Annotated in this window: 13 protein-coding genes; 8 read left to right on the top strand and 5 right to left on the bottom strand. The window is 72.6% G+C overall.

The window, feature by feature from the left end; translation table 11 throughout:
- The gene (gene mshB / locus D0T12_RS14730) at nucleotides 1-930 is read right to left on the bottom strand and encodes an N-acetyl-1-D-myo-inositol-2-amino-2-deoxy-alpha-D-glucopyranoside deacetylase (protein WP_117400117.1); all 930 of its coding nucleotides are present in this window, start codon (nucleotides 928-930) and stop codon (nucleotides 1-3) included.
- 68 nt (nucleotides 931-998) lie between these two features.
- A complete protein-coding gene (locus tag D0T12_RS14725; protein ID WP_117400116.1) occupies nucleotides 999-2,438 on the bottom strand; it encodes a serine/threonine-protein kinase in 1,440 nt (479 codons plus the stop codon).
- Between the two features lie 211 nt (nucleotides 2,439-2,649).
- Here D0T12_RS14725 and D0T12_RS14720 point away from each other — a divergent pair, with 211 nt between their 5' ends.
- Nucleotides 2,650-4,743, top strand: a complete 2,094-nt coding sequence (locus D0T12_RS14720) for a S9 family peptidase (RefSeq protein WP_117400115.1) — start codon at nucleotides 2,650-2,652, stop codon at nucleotides 4,741-4,743.
- 30 nt (nucleotides 4,744-4,773) lie between these two features.
- Here the strand turns inward: D0T12_RS14720 and D0T12_RS14715 are convergent, their stop codons facing one another.
- Entirely contained in the window at nucleotides 4,774-5,598 is an 825-nt protein-coding gene (locus tag D0T12_RS14715) for a TetR/AcrR family transcriptional regulator (protein WP_233526062.1), read from the bottom strand.
- Between the two features lie 141 nt (nucleotides 5,599-5,739).
- Between D0T12_RS14715 and D0T12_RS14710 the strand changes: the two genes are divergently transcribed.
- From D0T12_RS14710 to D0T12_RS14700, 3 genes are read left to right on the top strand one after another with little or no spacing between them, the layout of a single operon-like run.
- On the top strand, nucleotides 5,740-6,804 hold the full coding sequence (locus D0T12_RS14710; RefSeq protein ID WP_117400114.1) for an ABC transporter permease: 1,065 nt from the start codon (nucleotides 5,740-5,742) through the stop codon (nucleotides 6,802-6,804).
- Nucleotides 6,801-7,649, top strand: a complete 849-nt coding sequence (locus D0T12_RS14705) for an ABC transporter ATP-binding protein (protein ID WP_117400113.1) — start codon at nucleotides 6,801-6,803, stop codon at nucleotides 7,647-7,649. Before D0T12_RS14710 ends, D0T12_RS14705 begins: the two co-directional genes overlap by 4 nt.
- A complete protein-coding gene (locus D0T12_RS14700; protein WP_199487458.1) occupies nucleotides 7,646-8,560 on the top strand; it encodes an ABC transporter ATP-binding protein in 915 nt (304 codons plus the stop codon). The genes D0T12_RS14705 and D0T12_RS14700 overlap by 4 nt, the downstream gene beginning before the upstream one ends.
- A gap of 47 nt (nucleotides 8,561-8,607) precedes the next feature.
- Here D0T12_RS14700 and D0T12_RS14695 read toward each other — a convergent pair whose 3' ends face one another.
- The gene (locus D0T12_RS14695) at nucleotides 8,608-10,335 is read right to left on the bottom strand and encodes an ABC transporter ATP-binding protein (protein WP_117400112.1); all 1,728 of its coding nucleotides are present in this window, start codon (nucleotides 10,333-10,335) and stop codon (nucleotides 8,608-8,610) included.
- Nucleotides 10,332-12,050: an ABC transporter transmembrane domain-containing protein gene (locus D0T12_RS14690; protein ID WP_117400111.1), complete on the bottom strand. Its 1,719-nt coding sequence runs from the start codon at nucleotides 12,048-12,050 to the stop codon at nucleotides 10,332-10,334. The genes D0T12_RS14695 and D0T12_RS14690 overlap by 4 nt, the downstream gene beginning before the upstream one ends.
- 373 nt (nucleotides 12,051-12,423) lie before the next feature.
- Here D0T12_RS14690 and D0T12_RS14685 point away from each other — a divergent pair, with 373 nt between their 5' ends.
- From D0T12_RS14685 to D0T12_RS14670, 4 genes are all read left to right on the top strand, one after another.
- Entirely contained in the window at nucleotides 12,424-13,689 is a 1,266-nt protein-coding gene (locus D0T12_RS14685; RefSeq protein ID WP_233526061.1) for a PP2C family protein-serine/threonine phosphatase, read from the top strand.
- A 220-nt stretch (nucleotides 13,690-13,909) separates the two neighbouring features.
- Complete coding sequence (locus D0T12_RS14680; protein WP_117400109.1) at nucleotides 13,910-14,599, top strand: succinate dehydrogenase cytochrome b subunit; 690 nt, start codon at nucleotides 13,910-13,912, stop codon at nucleotides 14,597-14,599.
- Nucleotides 14,600-14,601: 2 nt separating this feature from the next.
- Entirely contained in the window at nucleotides 14,602-16,536 is a 1,935-nt protein-coding gene (locus tag D0T12_RS14675; protein WP_117400108.1) for a fumarate reductase/succinate dehydrogenase flavoprotein subunit, read from the top strand.
- Nucleotides 16,533-17,285, top strand: a complete 753-nt coding sequence (locus tag D0T12_RS14670; RefSeq protein ID WP_117400107.1) for a succinate dehydrogenase/fumarate reductase iron-sulfur subunit — start codon at nucleotides 16,533-16,535, stop codon at nucleotides 17,283-17,285. Before D0T12_RS14675 ends, D0T12_RS14670 begins: the two co-directional genes overlap by 4 nt.
- Nucleotides 17,286-17,294: the final 9 nt, after the last annotated feature.

Genomic DNA, 17,294 nt, shown 5'->3' with positions numbered 1-17,294 from the left:
CTACCGGGCTCCGTCCCCGGTACCGGCCGGTCGGCCGAGCGCCACCGGCAGGCCCGCGAACAGGTCCGGTTCACGGCGACCGGGCCCGACCGGCCCGCGCTCGCCCGCCTGGAGGATGTAGTACTCGGTGCCGAACGCCTGCTGGCCCAGATTGTTCGACAGCGCGAAGAACGGCCCGACCTGCTCGGGCGCCACGACGATCTGGGTGCGGTGGGCGCGCAGCGCGGCGAGCTTGGCGGGCAGGTGGGCGCGGGCGTCCACGACCGTGGTGACCTGACCGTCCGGAACACCGGAGCCGAGCTCGTCGAGCCCGGCGACGCGTGCGAACGGCAGCTTCGCCTCCCGCATCACCGCGATGGCGCGGGCGAGGACGGTCCGGGGCGTGGCGTAGGCGTAGAACTTGGCGACCCGCCACGGTTCGGCGCCGTCCTCGTGGGACGGGTCGGCCGCCAGCTCGAACGCCCGCCGGGTCACGCGGTGCGCCTGGATGTGGTCGGGGTGACCGTAGTTGCCACGCTCGTCGTAGGTGACGATCACCTGCGGCCGGACCTCCCGGATGACGGCGGCGAGGTCCGGCGCCGCCGCGCCGACGTCCGCGCGCCAGAAGCAGCGCGGGTCGTCGTTCGTGGGCGCGCCCATCATCCCCGAGTCGCGCCAGCGTCCGGGGCCGCCGAGGAAGCGGTGGTCGCTGACGCCGAGCGCGTCGCACGCCGCGGCGAGTTCGCCGATGCGGTGCTCGCCGAGGCGGTCCTCCTTGTCCGAGGCCAGGTGGCGCAGGTCCTCGGGGATGACCTCGCCCTCCTCGCCCAGCGTGCAGGTGACAAGACAGACGTGGGCTCCCTCGGCGGCGTACTTGGCCATGGTCGCCCCGGTCCCGATTGACTCGTCGTCCGGATGGGCGTGGACGAACAGGATCCGCGGCTCCTTCATAGGAAACGAGCCTACTCAGGGCGCGGGGCGGCGTGGATGACCGCCCTGCCCGGCGGGGAACTCCCCGGTCAGGGAACGCCGCCGGGAGGCGGGTCATCGCCGCCGCCCCCGTCGCCGCCGCCACCGCCGTCGCCTCCGCCACCGCCGTCACCGCCGCCTCCACCGCCGTCGGGCGGCGACGAGGTCGGCGGGGTCGGCGTGTCGGTGTCCGGCGGCGGTGTCTCGGTCCGGGTCGGCGGGGTCGGGGTGTCGGTGTCCGGCGGCGGTGTGTTCTGCCGCGTCCGGGTGCGGGTCGGCGTCGGCTCCTCTTCCTCCTCGGTCGTCGGCGACTCGGAGACCGTTCCAGAGTCGGTGACCGACGGCGAGACGGGCGAGGTCGGCGAGTTGTCGCCCTGCTTGGCCATGAACACCCCCACGACCACCGCCAGGACGGCGATGGCCGCGACGGCCACGATGATCGGCAGCTTGGACTTGCGCTCGGGCTCCCAGTCGTCGTAGGGGGCGCGCCCCGCGCCGTACGGGGGCCCCGCGGGAGGCACCTGTCCGGTGTACTCGGCGGGCGACACGCGGCGGGTCGCGCCTCCGGGCGGCGACGCGGCCGCCATCATCCCGGCGGCGGCGACACCGCCCGCCGCGATCGTGGAACCCTCGGCGAGCATCGTGGTGGCCTGCGCGGGGTCGTCCATGCGGGTCTGCCCGGCGCCGCCGGGACCGCTCCCGATCAGCGCCATCATGATCTGCTGCGCGGTCGGCCGCCGCTCCGGCTCCTTGGCCAGGCACGCCGCGATCAGCCGGTGCAGATCGCCCGGAACGCCGTCCAGCATCGGCGGCTCGTGCATCACCCTGTTGATCACCGCGACGACGGTGTCGTCACCGAAGGGCGGGCGTCCGGTGGCGGCGAACACCATCGTGGTGGCCCACGCCCACACGTCCACGGCCTCGGTGAGCGTGGCGCCGGCCACCTGCTCGGGCGCCATGTAGGACGGCGTGCCGATCGCCTTGGTCGCGTTGGTCTGGCCCGCGTCGAAGGCCCGCGCGATGCCGAAGTCGATGACCCGCGGGCCGTCCGGCGCCATGATCACGTTGTGCGGTTTGAAGTCGCGGTGCACGATGCCGGCCTGGTGGATCGCCACCAGCGCCGTCGCGGTGCCGATCGCGAGCCGCTCCAGCGCCGCGCCCGAGATCGGCCCGCCGTCGGTGACCTGCTTGAACAGCGAGGGCCCGGGCACGTACTCGCTGGCGATGTAGGGCTGGTCGCCCGCGACGTCGGCCTCCAGGACCTGCGCGGTGCAGAACCGCGCCACCTGCTTGGCGGCCTGCGCCTCCCGGACGAACCGGTTGCGCGCCATCGCGTCGGCGGCCAGGTCGGCGCGCAGCAGCTTGATGGCGGCCTTGTTCCCGGAGGCGTCGATTCCGGCGTAGACGACGCCCTGGCCGCCCTCGCCGAGCCGTTCGACGATCTCGTACGAGCCAAGCCGCCGGGGATCTCCCGGCTGCAGCTCCGGCATTGACCACTCCTCAGCCCGCGATGACAGATGTGCTTGGGGAAGCTTTGAGCTTACGCGAGCCCGGACTCGGGCACGTGACATTCCCGGCCCGCCCGGGCGACGACCCGTGATCATAGAGGGCCCTTGATCATAGAGGGGAGGTGGCGTCCGTGCGTCGCGGCCGCGCACCGTCCTGCCGCCGGGGGAACCGCTGCTGGCAGACTCGGATGCCATGAGCATCAGCTATCCGCGGCGGAGCGCCCGCACGCGAAGGTTCAGCCTCGGTGTCCCGCGCGCCTTCCAGATCGCGCCGGACGAGTCCCGTGTCGCGTTCCTGCGCACCAGGGCGGGCGACGACCCGGTCACCTGCCTGTGGACGCTGGACACCGCCACCGGGGAGGAGCGGTGCGTCGCCGACCCGGCGGCGCTGGACGTCCCCGGCGAGGAGAACCTGCCCGCGGAGGAGCGGGCCCGCCGCGAACGGGCCCGGGAGCAGGCGGGCGGCATCGTCGGCTACGCCACCGACCGGGCCATGCGGCAGGCGGCGTTCACCCTCGGCGGGCGCCTCTACGTCGCCGACCTCGACACCGGGCTGGTCCGCGAGCTGCCCGCGCGGGCGCCCGTGTTCGACGCGCGCCCCGACCCGGCGGGCCGCCGTATCGCCTACGTGTCGGGCCGGACGCTGCGGCTCATCGAGATGGACGGCACCGGCGACCGGGCCCTCGTCCAGCCGGAGTCCGAGCAGGTCTCCTACGGTCTCGCCGAGTTCGTCGCGGCGGAGGAGATGAACCGCATGCGCGGCTACTGGTGGTCGCCGGACGGGGGCACGCTGCTGGCCGCCCGCGTCGACGAGACGCCCGTGCAGCGCTGGCACGTCGCCGACCCCGCGAACCCGCAGGCGCCGCCCAGCGAGATCGCCTACCCGGCGGCGGGCACCCCGAACGCGCTGGTGTCCCTGGTGCTGTTCAAGGTCGACGACGAGCGGCCGGACGCCCGCAAGGCCGTGGCGTGGGACCGCGGCGAGTTCCCCTACGTCGTCACGGCGGGCTGGGACCGGCACGGGCTGCTGATCGTCGTCCAGCCGCGCGACCAGCGGTCCCAGCGGGTGCTGAGCGTCGATCCGGCGGGCGGCGAGACGACCCTCCTGTACACCGACCACGACCCGGTGTGGACCGACATCGTGCCCGGACTGCCCGCCAGGACGAACGCCGGCGACCTCGTCTGGGTCACCGAGGACCGGGAGACCGGTACGCGGCGGCTCACCGTCGCCGGGGCGCCCGTCACGCCCGGCGGCCTCCAGGTCAGGTCGGTCCTCGGCGTGAACGGCGCGTCGATCCTGTTCACCGCGTCCGAGGAGCCCACCGAGATCCACCTCTACTCCTGGGCCGGCGGGGAGGTCGCCCGGCACACCGAGGGGCAGGGCGTCTTCGGCGGCACCGCCTGCGGCGAGACCACCGTGGTGACGGGCGCGCGGCTGGACCGTCCCGGCACGGAGGTCGAGGTGCGGACGCCGTCCGGCACCCATCCGATCGTGTCGCTCGCCGAGACGCCGGCGATCACCCCCCGGGTGGAGCTGCTGCGGTGCGGCGACCGGGAGATCCGCACGGCGGTGCTGCTGCCCACGGGGTGGCGGAGCGGCGACGGGCGCCTGCCCGTCCTCATGGACCCCTACGGCGGGCCGCACGCGCAGCGGGTCCTCGCCGTGCGGCGCGCCTACTACGAGGCGCAGTGGCTCGCCGACCAGGGCTTCGCCGTCGTGATCGCCGACGGTCGCGGCACCCCCGGGCGCGGCCCGGACTGGGACCGCGCCGTCCGCGGCGACTTCGTCGAACCGGTCCTGGAGGACCAGATCACCGCGCTGATCGAGGCGGCGCGGCGGCATCCCGACGCGTTCGACCTCGACCGTGTCGGCATCCGCGGCTGGTCGTTCGGCGGCTGGCTCGCGGCCCTCGCGGTGCTGCGCCGCCCGGACGTGTTCCACGCGGGCGTCGCCGGCGCCCCGGTCACGGACTGGCGCCTGTACGACACCCACTACACCGAGCGGTATCTGGGGCATCCGGACGAGGAGCCGGAGAACTACGCGGCCAACTCCCTCATCGAGATGGCGGGCGAGCTGAAACGCCCGCTGATGCTCATTCACGGGCTGGCCGACGACAACGTGGTGGCGGCGCACACCCTCCGCCTGTCGTCGGCGCTGCTGGCGGCGGGACGTCCCCACACCGTTCTGCCCCTGTCGGGCGTCACCCACATGACGCCGCAGGAGATCGTCGCCGAGAACCTGATGCACCTCCAGGTCGACTTCCTCAAGACGTCCCTGGCCCGCTGAGCGGAGACGGGCCGCCGCCGCGGCGGCCCGTCAGTTCTCCCGTCCCGGCGTCTCCGGGGCGACGGCCGCGAGGAAGGCGTCGGCGAACATGTCGACGGTCGCGTCGACGGAGGGCATCTCCGACCCGAACAGGGGCTCCAGCGTCGGGCGGAGCAGCAGGTGCGTCATGAGCGGTCCGACGAGCAGTTGCGCGAGGATCGGCACGGGAAGCGGCTTGAACCGCCCGGTCCGGGCCTGCTCGGAGAGCCAGACGCCGACGCTGCCGAGCACTCTCGGCAGTACCGCGCGGCTCCACACGTGACGTCCGGGCCCGGAGGGGCGGGCCAGGACGTCCGCCATCACGGCGGGGAACACGCTCCGCTCCCGGACGAACCCGCCCGCGAAGGTACGCAGGAGCGCCCGTACCGTTTCCTCGGCGGTGGCCGGAGGGTCGGCCATCAAGGCCTCCACCTCGTTCAGCGGCAGGTACCGCTCGAACACCGCGGTCAGCAGGCCGTCCCTGCCCTGGAAGACGGCGTGCAGGCTGGGCAGCGAGCACCCGGCCTCGGCGGCGACCGCCTCCAGCGTCACGGCGGCCAGCCCGTGCTCGCCGATGATCGACGCGGCGGCGGCGACGGCGCGGTCGCGGACCGGCAGACCGCCGGGATCCACCCCCGCGGCGCGGACCGCCTCGTCCAGGGTGCGCCTGGTGCCCCCGAGCCGCCGGACGAGGGTGCTCCGTGACACGCCCGCGGCCTCGGCGAGCACGGACAGCGGCACGTCGGCGACGTCCACGCCACGCTCCCCCGCCACCCGGATCGCGGTCTCCACCAGGTCCTCCGAAACGTCCCTGTCCTTCTGCATGTCCCTCTGCATGTCCCCCTCCACCAGCGCTGCTGTACTCCACTATAGGTTTGGTTTATCGTGATTCCATCACGTGGCCAATTCTCGGGGAACGCCTCCGGCCGGCTCCCTTCGAGCCGCCCGGGCGCGCCACCGCGGAACGGAGGCTCACCCATGTGGGCGATGATCGTCAAGGAGTTCCTGGAACTGCGCAGGGACCGGCGCACGATGGCAATGATCATCGTGTTGCCGCTGGTACTGCTGGTGGTGTTCGGATACGCGGCCAGCTTCAACGTGAACGACATATCCACCCGGGTCGTCGGGCCGCGGGCCGACCAGGTCGCAGCGGAGCTGCGCGGGCCCTTCGACGTCGAGGGGGTGGACCCCGCGGCGGACGAGGCCGCGGCCCGCGACATGCTCAGAGACGGCGACGCCGACGTCGTCGTGGTGACCGGGACGGGGCCCAGCACCGCCCTGGTGGACGGATCCCAACTGTTCTCCGCCCAGACCGCGGTGGCCGCCGCGGCGAAGAGCGACGGGCGGCTCCGACCGGACGTCCTCTACAACCCCGACCTGAAGACGTCCTGGGTGATGGTCCCGGCCCTGATCGGCATGATCCTCACCTTCATCGGCACGATCATCACCAGCATCGGGCTGGTGCGCGAGCGGCAGGCCGGGACGCTGGAGCAGCTCGCGGTCATGCCGTTCCGCCCGTCCGACGTGATCGTCGGGAAGATCGCGCCGTACTTCGTGCTGGCGGCCGTGGACATGGTCATCGTCGCCGTGGTCGGCTCCCTGCTGTTCGACGTGCCCTTCATCGGGTCGCCGCTCATCTTCGTCGTGGGCGGCGCGCTGTTCCTGTTCACCGTCCTCGGCATCGGGGTGCTGATCTCCACGGTGTCGCAGAACCAGGGGCAGGCCACCCAGCTCGCCCTGATGACGATGCTCCCGCAGATCCTCCTCTCCGGAATGATCTTCCCGTTGGAGTCGATGGCCGCGGGCGTGCGCTGGATCGGCTACCTGCTCCCGCTGACCTACTTCATCCAGATCGCCAACGGCACCATGCTGCGCGCCGCGCCGATCTCCGCGCAGTGGATACCGCTGGTCGTGCTGGCGGGCATGGCGACGCTCGTGTTCACCGCCGCCGTCCTGCGCTTCCGCCGCGACCTGGCGCCACGGCGGCGGGCGACGCCGCCGTCCGGGCCGGAGCGCACCGCGCCGCTGGCGGGTGCGCGATGAGCCGCGGCGAGGAGTGGGGAGCGTGGGGCGTGACCGTCGCCCACGGCCGCCACCTCGCGCTGGACGAGGTGACCCTGGAGGTCCCGGCGGGGCAGGTCGCCGCCGTCGTCGGCGGTGACGGCGCGGGCAAGACCACGCTGCTGCGCTGCCTCACCGGCGCGGCCCGGCCGCGGTCGGGCCGGGTCGCCGCGCCGTCCCGGCGCGAGATCGGGTACATGCCGGCCGCGACCGGCGTGTGGCGCGACCTGACCGTCGCGGAGAACATGGAGTTCGTGGGCTCCGCCCACGGCATCCGCGGCAAGGAGTTCCAGCGGCGCCGCGACGCGCTCCTGGAGCCCGCCGGGCTCGCGCACGTCCTGGGCAGGCGCGCGGGGAACCTGTCCGGCGGGATGCTGCACAAGCTGGCGTTCTCGGCGGCGATGCTGCACCGGCCGCGGCTGCTCCTGCTGGACGAGCCGAGCACCGGGATCGACCCGGTCAGCCGCATCGACCTGTGGCGGCTGATCAGCCAGACCGCCGTCGACGGCACCGCGGTCGCGCTCGCCACCACCTACCTGGACGAGGCCGAGCGCTGCGCCACCGTGCTGGTGCTGGACGCCGGGCGCACCCTGCGGTCCGGCACGCCCGACGAGGTCATCGCCGGCGTCCCCGGCACGATCACCGCCGTCCGCACGCCGCCCGACCCGGATCTGGCCTGGCGGCGCGGACGGATCTTCCACGCCTGGCATCCCGGACCGCCACGACCGGACGAACAGCCGATCTCCCCGGACATGGAGGACGCCGTGGTCGCCGCCGCGATCCACGCCCGACACACGGCCGATGGCAACGAGAGGGGGTCCCGGTGAGCGAACCGCTGGCCCACGCCGACGGGGTCACCCGCCGCTTCGGCGACTTCACCGCCGTCGACGACGTGACGATGACCGTCGAGGCCGGGGAGATCGTCGGGCTGCTGGGCGCCAACGGCGCCGGCAAGACCACCCTGATCAGGATGCTGCTGGGTCTCGTGCTCCCATCCGAGGGGACGATCCGGCTGTTCGGGCGCCCGCCGTCCCGGGAGACCCGCGTCCGGCTCGGCTACGTCCCGCAGGGCCTCGGCCTGTACACCGACCTGACCGCCGTGGAGAACCTCGACTTCGTCGCGCACGCCTTCGCGCACAACGGCCTGCCGGAGACGTCGAAGGTGGCGCCGGAGGCGGGCGGACGGCTCGTCGGCGACATCGGGCTCGGTCTCCAGCGCCGGTTGGCGTTCGAGGCGGCCCTCGGTCACGAGCCCGGCCTGCTCATCCTCGACGAGCCGACGTCCGGTGTGGACCCGCTGTCGCGGACCCGGCTGTGGGACACCATCCACGTCCAGGCCGAGCGGGGCGTCGGCGTGCTCGTCACCACGCACTACATGCAGGAGGCGCAGCAGTGCGACCGGCTGGTGCTGATGTCGCGCGGGCGGCGGGTCGCGGCCGGAAGCGACGCCGACATCATCGGCTCCACCACCGCCGCCGAGGTCGACCCGGCCGCCGACTGGTCGCGCGCCTTCGCCGTGCTCGACGCGGCGGGGCTGCCCGTCACCCTCGCCGGTCGGCGCGTCCGCGTCGCGGACACACCGCCGGAGCGGGTACGCGACGTGCTGGCCGCCGGGGGCGTCGAGGCCGGAGTCCGCTCGGTGCCCGCCACCCTGGAGGAGAAGATGATCATCATCGAGCGGGCGGCCACGTCCGGGCCGTCCGCGCCCGTCGCCTCCACGCGCACCGCCTCCACGTGACGCGGTGACGCGCCCCTGACCGGAACCGCGTGGCACGGCGGACGTGTTCAGCCGCCGTGCCACGACCTCCAGAGCGCCGCGTACGAGCCGTTCGCGGCGATGAGCTCGTCGTGGGTGCCGAGTTCGGTGACGCGGCCGTCCTCCACCACGGCGACGCGGTCGGCGTCGTGCGCGGTGTGGAGGCGGTGGGCGATCGCGACGACGGTCCGGCCGTCGAGGACGGCGGCGAGCGACCGTTCCAGACGCCGGGCCGCACGCGGGTCGAGCAGCGACGTCGCCTCGTCCAGGACCAGCGTGTGCGGGTCGGCGAGGACGAGCCGGGCCAGCGCGAGCTGCTGCGCCTGCGCGGGCGACAGCGTCTCGCCGCCGGAGCCGACGACCGTGGACAGCCCCGGGCCGTCCCAGCCGACCGCCGCGAGGACCCGCTCGATGTCGGCGTCGGACGCTCCCGGCCGCGCCATCACGAGGTTCTCGCGGAGCGTGCCGCGGAACACGTGATGTTCCTGCGTGACCAGGGCGACATGGCCGCGCAGCTCGTCCAGCGGCAGTTCGACCAGCGGCACCCCGCCGTCGTCACCCAGATTCACGGTTCCGGAGCGCGGGCCGTCCACGCCCGCGAGCAGGCGGCCGAGCGTCGACTTGCCCGCGCCGCTCGGCCCCACCATCGCGAGCCGTTCACCCGGGCGCAGGTCGAGGTCGACACCGTGCAGGACGTCCCGGCCGGGACGGTACGCGTAGCGGACGTCCCGCGCCGCCAGCCGCTCCCCCTCCGGCCGCCGCCCGTTCGGCGTACGGTCGGGCGGAACGTTGCCGACCCCGAGGAGACGGGCGAGGGACGCGCCGCCGAGCTGGAGTTCGTCCAGCCAGGACAGCAGCGTGTCCATCGGCCCGACGAGCAGCTGCGCGTACAGGGTCGCGGCGGTCACCTGCGCGAGCGACGCCATCCCGTTGATGTAGAGGAGGCCGCCGACCACCAGGGTCGCCACGACCGGCAGCACGAACCCCAGTTCGGCGATGGGGAACAGCACCGTGCGCAGCCGCAGCGTGTACCGCTCCGCCCTGTAGGAGTTCGCGATGTCGGCGTCGCCGCGGGCGTGGCGCCGTTCGGCGAGGCCGAGCGCCTCGACGGTCCTGGCGCCCTGGACGGTCTCGGTCAGCCCGTCCGCGATCTGCGACCACGACTCGTTCTCCCGCAGATAGCCGCCGTGCGCGCGGGGCAGGTACCAGCGCGTCACCGCCCACAGGATCGGGACCGAGATCAGCGCGGGCAGCGCGACGAGCGGGCCGGTCAGCAGCAGCGCGCCGATGGTGCACCCGGCGACGACGATCGCGACGAGCGTCTCCGGCATGGCGTACCGGACGGACGTGCCGAGCGTGTCCACGTCCCGGGACGCGCGGGTCACCAGGTCACCGGTGCCCGCCCGCTCGACCCTCGACAGCGGCAGCGCCAGGACGCGGTCGACGAACTCCTCCCGCAACTCCGCGAGGACCTTCTCGCCCAGCCGCGCCGAAGCGAAATAGGCGTACCTGGTCAGCACCCCCTGAACGATAACGAACGCGGCGATGGCGAGGCCGGTGGTGTCGACGTCGGCGCGGCCGTCACGGACGTCCTCGACGAGCGCGCCGAGCAGCCGCGGCGTCACCAGGCCCGTCACGGCGGCCAGGGCGTGCAGGGCCAGCACCCCGGCGAGGTCGCGCGGATGCCGGACGACGAGGCGCCGCGCGTACGCGCGCACCTGCGCGGTCGTCGCGACCGGAAGTGCCTCGGCGCTCACGTTTCCGTCCTCTCCGCGGCTTCCGCCGCCTCTCCCCGGGTCACGGTGGCCGCGTAGCGCGGCTCGGTCTTCACCAGGTCGCGGTGCGCGCCCTCCGCCACGACCCGGCCGTCCTGGACGAAGGCGACGTGGTCGGCGCGGTCCAGCATCAGCGGGCTCGTCGTGCACACCACGGTGGCGCGTCCCGCGCGAGCCGGGCCGAGCCGGTCGGCGATGCGCGCCTCGGTGTGCGCGTCCACGGCGCTGGTCGGCTCCACGAGGACGAGGACGTCCGGGTCGGCGGCGAGGGCGCGGGCGAGGCGGAGCCGCTGTTGCTGCCCGCCGGAGAACTCCCGCCCGGCCTCCGCGACATGCGCGTCCAGCCCGGAGGACGCGACGACGTCCTCGGCGCACGCGGCGTGGATCGCCGACTCCAGCACGGCCCGGTCCGCCTCCGGGTCACCGTCCGGCGCCAGGCACGCGGCCAGGGTTCCGGAGAACAGCCGGTCCTCGTTCACGGCCACGAGAATCCGCTTCCGGACGTCCGCGACGTCGTGCAGCGCGGCGCCGCCGAAGTCGACCTCGCCGGGCGTCCACCGGCCGAGCCGGTCGGCGAGCGCCTGCGCGTCGCGCGGCTCGGCCGCCGCGACCGCCGTGAACCGTCCGGGCCGCACGACCAGCCCGGACTCCAGGTCGATCAGGTCGGCGTCGGCGTCCGGACGGGCCGTCCCGGTGTCCGGCAGTTCGGGGTCGAGGTTCAGCAGCGTGGTGACCCGGCCCGCCGCCACCAACCCCTTGGTGATCTTGCCCGCGGCCTCGCCGAGGGTCTTCAGCGGGACGATCAGGAACACCGCGTAGCCGTAGAAGGCGACCAGCTCGCCCACGCCGATCGTGCCGTTCACGGCGAACCGGGCGCCGCCCCAGGTCACCAGGGCGATGAGCAGCCCGGGGAGCAGCACCTCGGCGCCGCTCAGCCGCGTCTCGGCCCGCGCCGCCGCCACGCCCGCCGCGCGCACCCGTTGCGACTCGGCGCGGTACCGGCCGGAGAACAGCGCCTCGCCGCCGATGCCGCGCAGCACCCGCAGGCCCGCGACCACGTCGGTGGCGTGCGTGCTCAGCTCGCCGACGAGCTCGCGGTGTTCGAGTTCCCGGTCCCGGTAGGGGCGCAGCAGCGGCGCCGCGAGGGCGAGGATCAGCGGAACGCCCACCAGCACGATCAGGCCGAGCGGCGGTGAGGTCGACAGCAGGATGCCCGCGACGACGACGATCGCGACGATGGCGCCCGACCCCCGGGCGACGATGTCGAGGGTGTCGCCGATGTGGGAGACGTCCGACAGGCCGACGCTGACCACCTCACCCGCGCTCAGCCGTTTCGGCAGCGTCCCGCCGAGCCGGGTGGCCTGCCGGGTGACGAGCTGGAGCGTCCGGTACGCGGCCGCCAGCCAGTTGTACACGGCGGACCGGTGCCGGAGGACGCCCGTCACGGCCTGCACGACGCCGAGGGCGAGCAGCACACCGCCCCAGGCCAGCAGGGCGCGCTCGTCCTTCGCCACGATGCCGTCGCCGATGGCGCGGCCGATCGCGGCGGGCATCAACGCCTGACTGAGCATCCAGATCACGCCGAGCAGCGCGCCCGCGGCGCTGCTGCGCCACTGGACGCGCAGCAGCCACAGCAGGTAGCGCGCTGGGGATCGATGGTCGGCGCCGTCAGGATCTTTCACCGGCAACGACTTCACGGGCGAAGGTTATGCGGCTGATCGTCCGGACTTCGACTGGTTTTTCGGTGCGAAGTCTCGGTTACGGACAGTCCGCAACCACTACTCTGGATGCGCGCTGGGGGTGCGCGGTGCGGTGGGGACACGCTAAGGTCGGATCGACGGAGCGCCGCTCCACCGCTCCATGAGCCGGGACCTCGGCGGCTAGGCCGAACGCCGCTTCCCCGGCGCGGCCCACCGCTCCCTGCGGCCGCAGGAACACGGCGGAACATCCAGGCCGTTGCCAAAGTGAATGTTCTCGGTTGCGGGAGGTAAAAACGCCCAGGTCCTGGAACGGGTTGGTCGAACCGGACGAGAGCCTTCAGCCGTCGCAAGCCCGACTTCGGAAGCCGTTGTGAGCACCATCAGTCATCAGACGCACCCGTACACGCCCGGGGCCGAGGACAGGATCGACCTGCTCCTCATCGACGACGACCCCTCCGACGTCCTCAAGGTCGAGAAGATGCTCGCCGAGAGCGGCATGGACGTCGGTATCACGGTCGCCGGTGACCTCGCCGCCGCCAGGCGCGCGGCGACGCGACGCACCCAGTGCATCCTCGTCGACCTGTCCACCCCCGGCATCGACCGCCTCGACGGGCTGCGGCAGGTGCTGGCCCTGTCCGGGTCGGCCGCGGTCGTCGTCCTCACCGGGCTGGACGACGCGCATCTCGGCGTCCGGGCCGTCGCCGCGGGCGCCGAGGACTACCTGGTGAAACAGGAGGTCGACGCGCCGCTTCTGGCACGCGCCATCCGCTACGCGATCGAGCGCAAACGTTCGGAGGAGACCGAGCGGCGGCTCGTCGAGGCCCGCATCCTCGGCCGCGAGAACGCCCGGCTGGAACGCGGCCTGCTGCCCGTCCCGCTGATCGACGACCCGTCGCTGCGCCACCACACCCGCTACCGGCCGGGACGCCGCCGGGCGCTGCTCGGCGGCGACTTCTACGACACGGTGCAGACCGAGGGCGGCGCCGTCCACCTGATGATCGGGGACGTCGCCGGGCACGGCCCGGACGAGGCGGCGCTCGGCGTCCAGCTCCGGATGGCGTGGCGGACGCTCGTGCTGGCCGGACACACCGGCGAGCAACTCCTCGGCACCCTCGACACCGTCCTCGGTCACGAGCGGCGCAGCGAGGAGATCTTCACCACACTCTGCATGATCACCATCGCGCCGTCGCGGCGGACCGCGCGGATGCACCTGGCGGGCCATCCCGCGCCGCTGCTCTTCCGCGAGACGCCGGGCGACGGCCTGTCGGCGAGGGACGCGTTCGAGGTGACGGCGCTGCCCGAGTACGCGCACGGCCCCGCGCTCGGCCTGGTGCCCGGCGCGGAATGGCCGACCACCGAGATCGACCTCGGCGAGTCATGGAGCCTGATGCTCTACACCGACGGCCTGATCGAAGGGCGGGTCGGCGAGGGCGCGGACCGGCTCGGCACCGACGGCCTCGTCGAACTGGCCCGCGCCGCACGCGGCAAGGGCACCACCGGCCGGTCCCTCATCGACGAGCTCGTCGGCGACGTCGAACGCCTCAACGGCGACGCGCTGACCGACGACCTGGCGATCCTGCTGCTGTCCCGGACGGCGGGCGCGCGCCCCAGCCCGCCCCCGCCCGGACGCCCCTGACCTGGCACGACCTCGGTCCGTCCGGGATGGTTCCGCGCCGTCAACGTCGTTCGGATCACTCTCCGGGTGAGTTCCCGGACGTTCTGTGACGTCACTCACCTACCCGTTCGTCCGGGAACGCCCACAACGCCCGTTCTCCTTGCTTCATAGCCTGCGGCTATCGAATCGAGTTCTCTGATGACTTGGAACTCTTTCCCCAGGCAGACGTAGCGTTCGCGATGTGGCTGTAGCGATACCCGCGATCTACCGATCGACCGTCGGCAAGAAGGCCGTCATGGCCGTGACCGGCGGCATCCTCGTGCTGTACCTGATCGCGCACATGGTCGGGAATCTGAAGATCTTCCTCGGGGCGGAGGACTTCAACCACTACGCGCACTGGCTGCGCACGATCGGCGAGCCCGCGGTGCCGCGCCGCACCGTCCTCACGCTCATCGAGGTCGTGCTCGGGGTCTCGGTCGTCCTGCACATGTGGTCGGCGGTGTCGCTCGCCCGGCGCGCGTCCGCCGCGCGGCCCGTCAAGTACCAGTCGAAGAAGAAGTCGCACGCGCAGGGCTACGCGGTCCGCACCATGCGGTACGGCGGCGTCATCATCGCCGTGTACGTCGTCTGGCATCTGCTGGACCTGACGTTCTTCGTCGTGAACCCCAAGGGCTCCGACGCCACCCCGTACGAGCGGATGGTCGCCGACTTCGACCCGTCCCGCTGGTACATCACCGTCTGGTACGTCCTCGCGGTCGCGCTCGTCGGCCTGCACCTCCACCACGGCATCTGGAGCGCGTTCCAGACCCTCGGCCTGCGCAACCCCCGTCGCGACCGGGCCCTGCGGGGCCTCGCCGCCACCGTCGCCGCGCTCGTGACGCTCGGCTTCGTCTCCGTCCCCCTGTCCATCACATTCGGGTGGGTGAGCTGACCATGGACGACTTCTACACGACCGGCGAACCGATCGCCGACACCAAGGCGCCGGCCGGCCCCATCGAGGACCGCTGGACGACCCGCAAGTTCGAGGCCAAGCAGGTCAACCCGGCCAACAAGCGCAAGAAGAAGATCATCATCATCGGCACGGGTCTGGCCGGCGGGTCCGCCGGCGCGACGCTCGCCGAGGCCGGCTACCAGGTCGTCCAGTTCTGCTTCCAGGACTCCCCGCGCCGCGCCCACTCGATCGCCGCGCAGGGCGGCATCAACGCCGCCAAGAACTACCGCAACGACGGCGACAGCGTGTACCGGCTGTTCTACGAGACGGTCAAGGGCGGCGACTTCCGGTCCCGCGAGTCGAACGTGTACCGGCTCGCCGACATCTCCCGGAACATCATCGACCAGTGCGTCGCGCAGGGCGTCCCGTTCGCCCGCGAGTACGGCGGCCTGCTCGACAACCGCTCGTTCGGCGGGACGCAGGTCTCCCGCACCTTCTACGCCCGCGGGCAGACCGGCCAGCAGCTCCTCCTCGGCGCCTACCAGGCCCTGATGCGGCAGGTCGAGGCCGGGAACGTGGAGCTGTACCCGCGGCACGAGATGCTCGACCTCATCATGGAGGACGGGCGGGCCCGCGGCGTCGTCGTCCGGAACCTCATCACCGGGGAGATCAGGCACCACACCGCCGACGCGGTGGTGCTGGCGTCCGGCGGCTACGGCAACGTGTACTTCCTGTCCACGAACGCGATGGGCTCGAACGTCACCGCGTCCTGGCGCGCCCACCGGCACGGCGCCCTGTTCGCCAACCCGTGCTACACGCAGATCCACCCGACGTGCATCCCGGTCAGCGGCGACCACCAGTCCAAGCTGACCCTCATGTCGGAGTCGCTGCGCAACGACGGCCGCGTGTGGGTGCCGAAGGAGCGCGGCGACACCCGCGCTCCCGGCGACATCCCCGAGGGCGATCGCGACTACTACCTGGAGCGCATCTACCCGTCGTTCGGCAACCTCGTCCCGCGTGACATCGCGTCCCGCGCGGCGAAGAACGTGTGCGACGAGGGACGCGGCGTCGGCCCCGGCGGTCTCGGCGTCTACCTCGACTTCGCCGACGCGATCGAACGGCTCGGCCGCGACAAGGTCGAGGCCAAGTACGGCAACCTCTTCGAGATGTACGAGCGCATCACCGGCGAGAACCCGTACGAGACGCCGATGCGCATCTACCCGGCCGTCCACTACACGATGGGCGGGCTGTGGGTGGACTACGACCTGGAGTCCACCATCCCGGGGCTGTTCGTCATCGGCGAGGCGAACTTCTCCGACCACGGCGCGAACCGGCTCGGCGCGTCCGCGCTGATGCAGGGCCTCGCGGACGGCTACTTCGTCCTGCCGAACACCATCAACGACTACATCGCCCGCAACAACCTCGGCCCGGTCGCCGACACGGCCGTCACCGAGGCGGAGGAGAGGGTGCGGACGCGCATCGACAAGCTCCTGGCGGTGGACGGCGACCGTTCCGTCGACTCGTTCCACCGCGAACTCGGCCACATCATGTGGGAGTACTGCGGCATGGAGCGCACCGAGGAGGGGCTGCGCAAGGCGCTCGACCTTATCCCGGCCCTGCGCGCCGAGTTCTGGGAACGCGTCAAGGTCACCGGCAAGGGCGAGGAGCTCAACCAGCAACTGGAGAAGGCCGGCCGCGTCGCCGACTTCTTCGAGCTGGCCGAGCTGATGGTCGTCGACGCGCTGCACCGCACCGAGTCCTGCGGCGGCCACTTCCGCGCCGAGAGCCAGGACGAGGACGGCGAGGCCAAGCGCGACGACGACGCCTTCTCCTACGTCGCCGCCTGGGAGTGGGCCGGGGAAGGCGCGCCGCCCGTCCTCCACAGGGAGGCCCTCAACTTCGAATACGTCAAGCCGACTCAGAGGTCGTACAAGTGAAGCTCACCCTGCGCGTCTGGCGTCAGAGCAACCCTGAGGACAAGGGCCGGATGGTCGAGTACGAACTCGACGACGTCTCCCCCGACGCCTCGTTCCTGGAGATGCTGGACGTCCTCAACGAGAAGCTCATCGCGTCCGGCGAGGAGCCGGTGGCGTTCGACCACGACTGCCGCGAGGGCATCTGCGGCATGTGCTCCCTCGTCATCAACGGCACCCCGCACGGCCCCGAACGCAACACCACCACGTGCCAGCTCCACATGCGCAAGTTCAAGGACGGCGAGGTCATCGACGTCGAACCGTGGCGCGCTTCGGCTTTCCCGGTGGTGAAGGACCTCGTCGTCGACCGTTCGGCGTTCGACCGGATCATCCAGTCGGGCGGCTTCATCACCGCACCGACCGGCACGGCGCCCGAGGCGCACGCGACGCCCGTCCCGAAGCCGGACGCCGACCAGGCGTTCGAGGCCGCCGAGTGCATCGGCTGCGGCGCCTGCGTCGCGGCCTGCCCGAACGGCTCCGCCGCCCTGTTCCTCGGCGCCAAGATCACCCACCTCGGGCTGATGCCGCAGGGTCAGCCGGAACGCTGGGACCGCGTCGTGTCCATGCTGGACACCCACGACGAGGAGGGCTTCGGCGGCTGCACCAACACCGGCGAGTGCACCGTCGCCTGCCCGAAGGGCATCCCCCTCGACGTCATCGGGCGCCTCAACCACGACTATTTGAAGGCCACCGCGGGCGGCCGCAACCGCTGAACGCGATCT

Origin of the sequence: Actinomadura spongiicola (assembly GCF_003432485.1) — a bacterium.
Lineage (GTDB): Bacteria > Actinomycetota > Actinomycetes > Streptosporangiales > Streptosporangiaceae > Spirillospora > Spirillospora spongiicola.
Note: the sequence above shows the minus strand (reverse complement) of the source record. Positions and strands in the feature narration are given on the sequence as shown.

What these genes read in the sequence shown, in the direction of transcription:
- D0T12_RS14715 (WP_233526062.1), bottom strand. Translation starts at nt 5,598, where the DNA reads ATGCAGAGGGACATGCAGAAGGACAGGGACGTTTCGGAGGACCTGGTG.
- mshB (WP_117400117.1), bottom strand. Translation starts at nt 930, where the DNA reads ATGAAGGAGCCGCGGATCCTGTTCGTCCACGCCCATCCGGACGACGAG.
- D0T12_RS14720 (WP_117400115.1), top strand. Translation starts at nt 2,650, where the DNA reads ATGAGCATCAGCTATCCGCGGCGGAGCGCCCGCACGCGAAGGTTCAGC.
- D0T12_RS14710 (WP_117400114.1), top strand. Translation starts at nt 5,740, where the DNA reads ATGTGGGCGATGATCGTCAAGGAGTTCCTGGAACTGCGCAGGGACCGG.
- D0T12_RS14675 (WP_117400108.1), top strand. Translation starts at nt 14,602, where the DNA reads ATGGACGACTTCTACACGACCGGCGAACCGATCGCCGACACCAAGGCG.
- D0T12_RS14705 (WP_117400113.1), top strand. Translation starts at nt 6,801, where the DNA reads ATGAGCCGCGGCGAGGAGTGGGGAGCGTGGGGCGTGACCGTCGCCCAC.
- D0T12_RS14725 (WP_117400116.1), bottom strand. Translation starts at nt 2,438, where the DNA reads ATGCCGGAGCTGCAGCCGGGAGATCCCCGGCGGCTTGGCTCGTACGAG.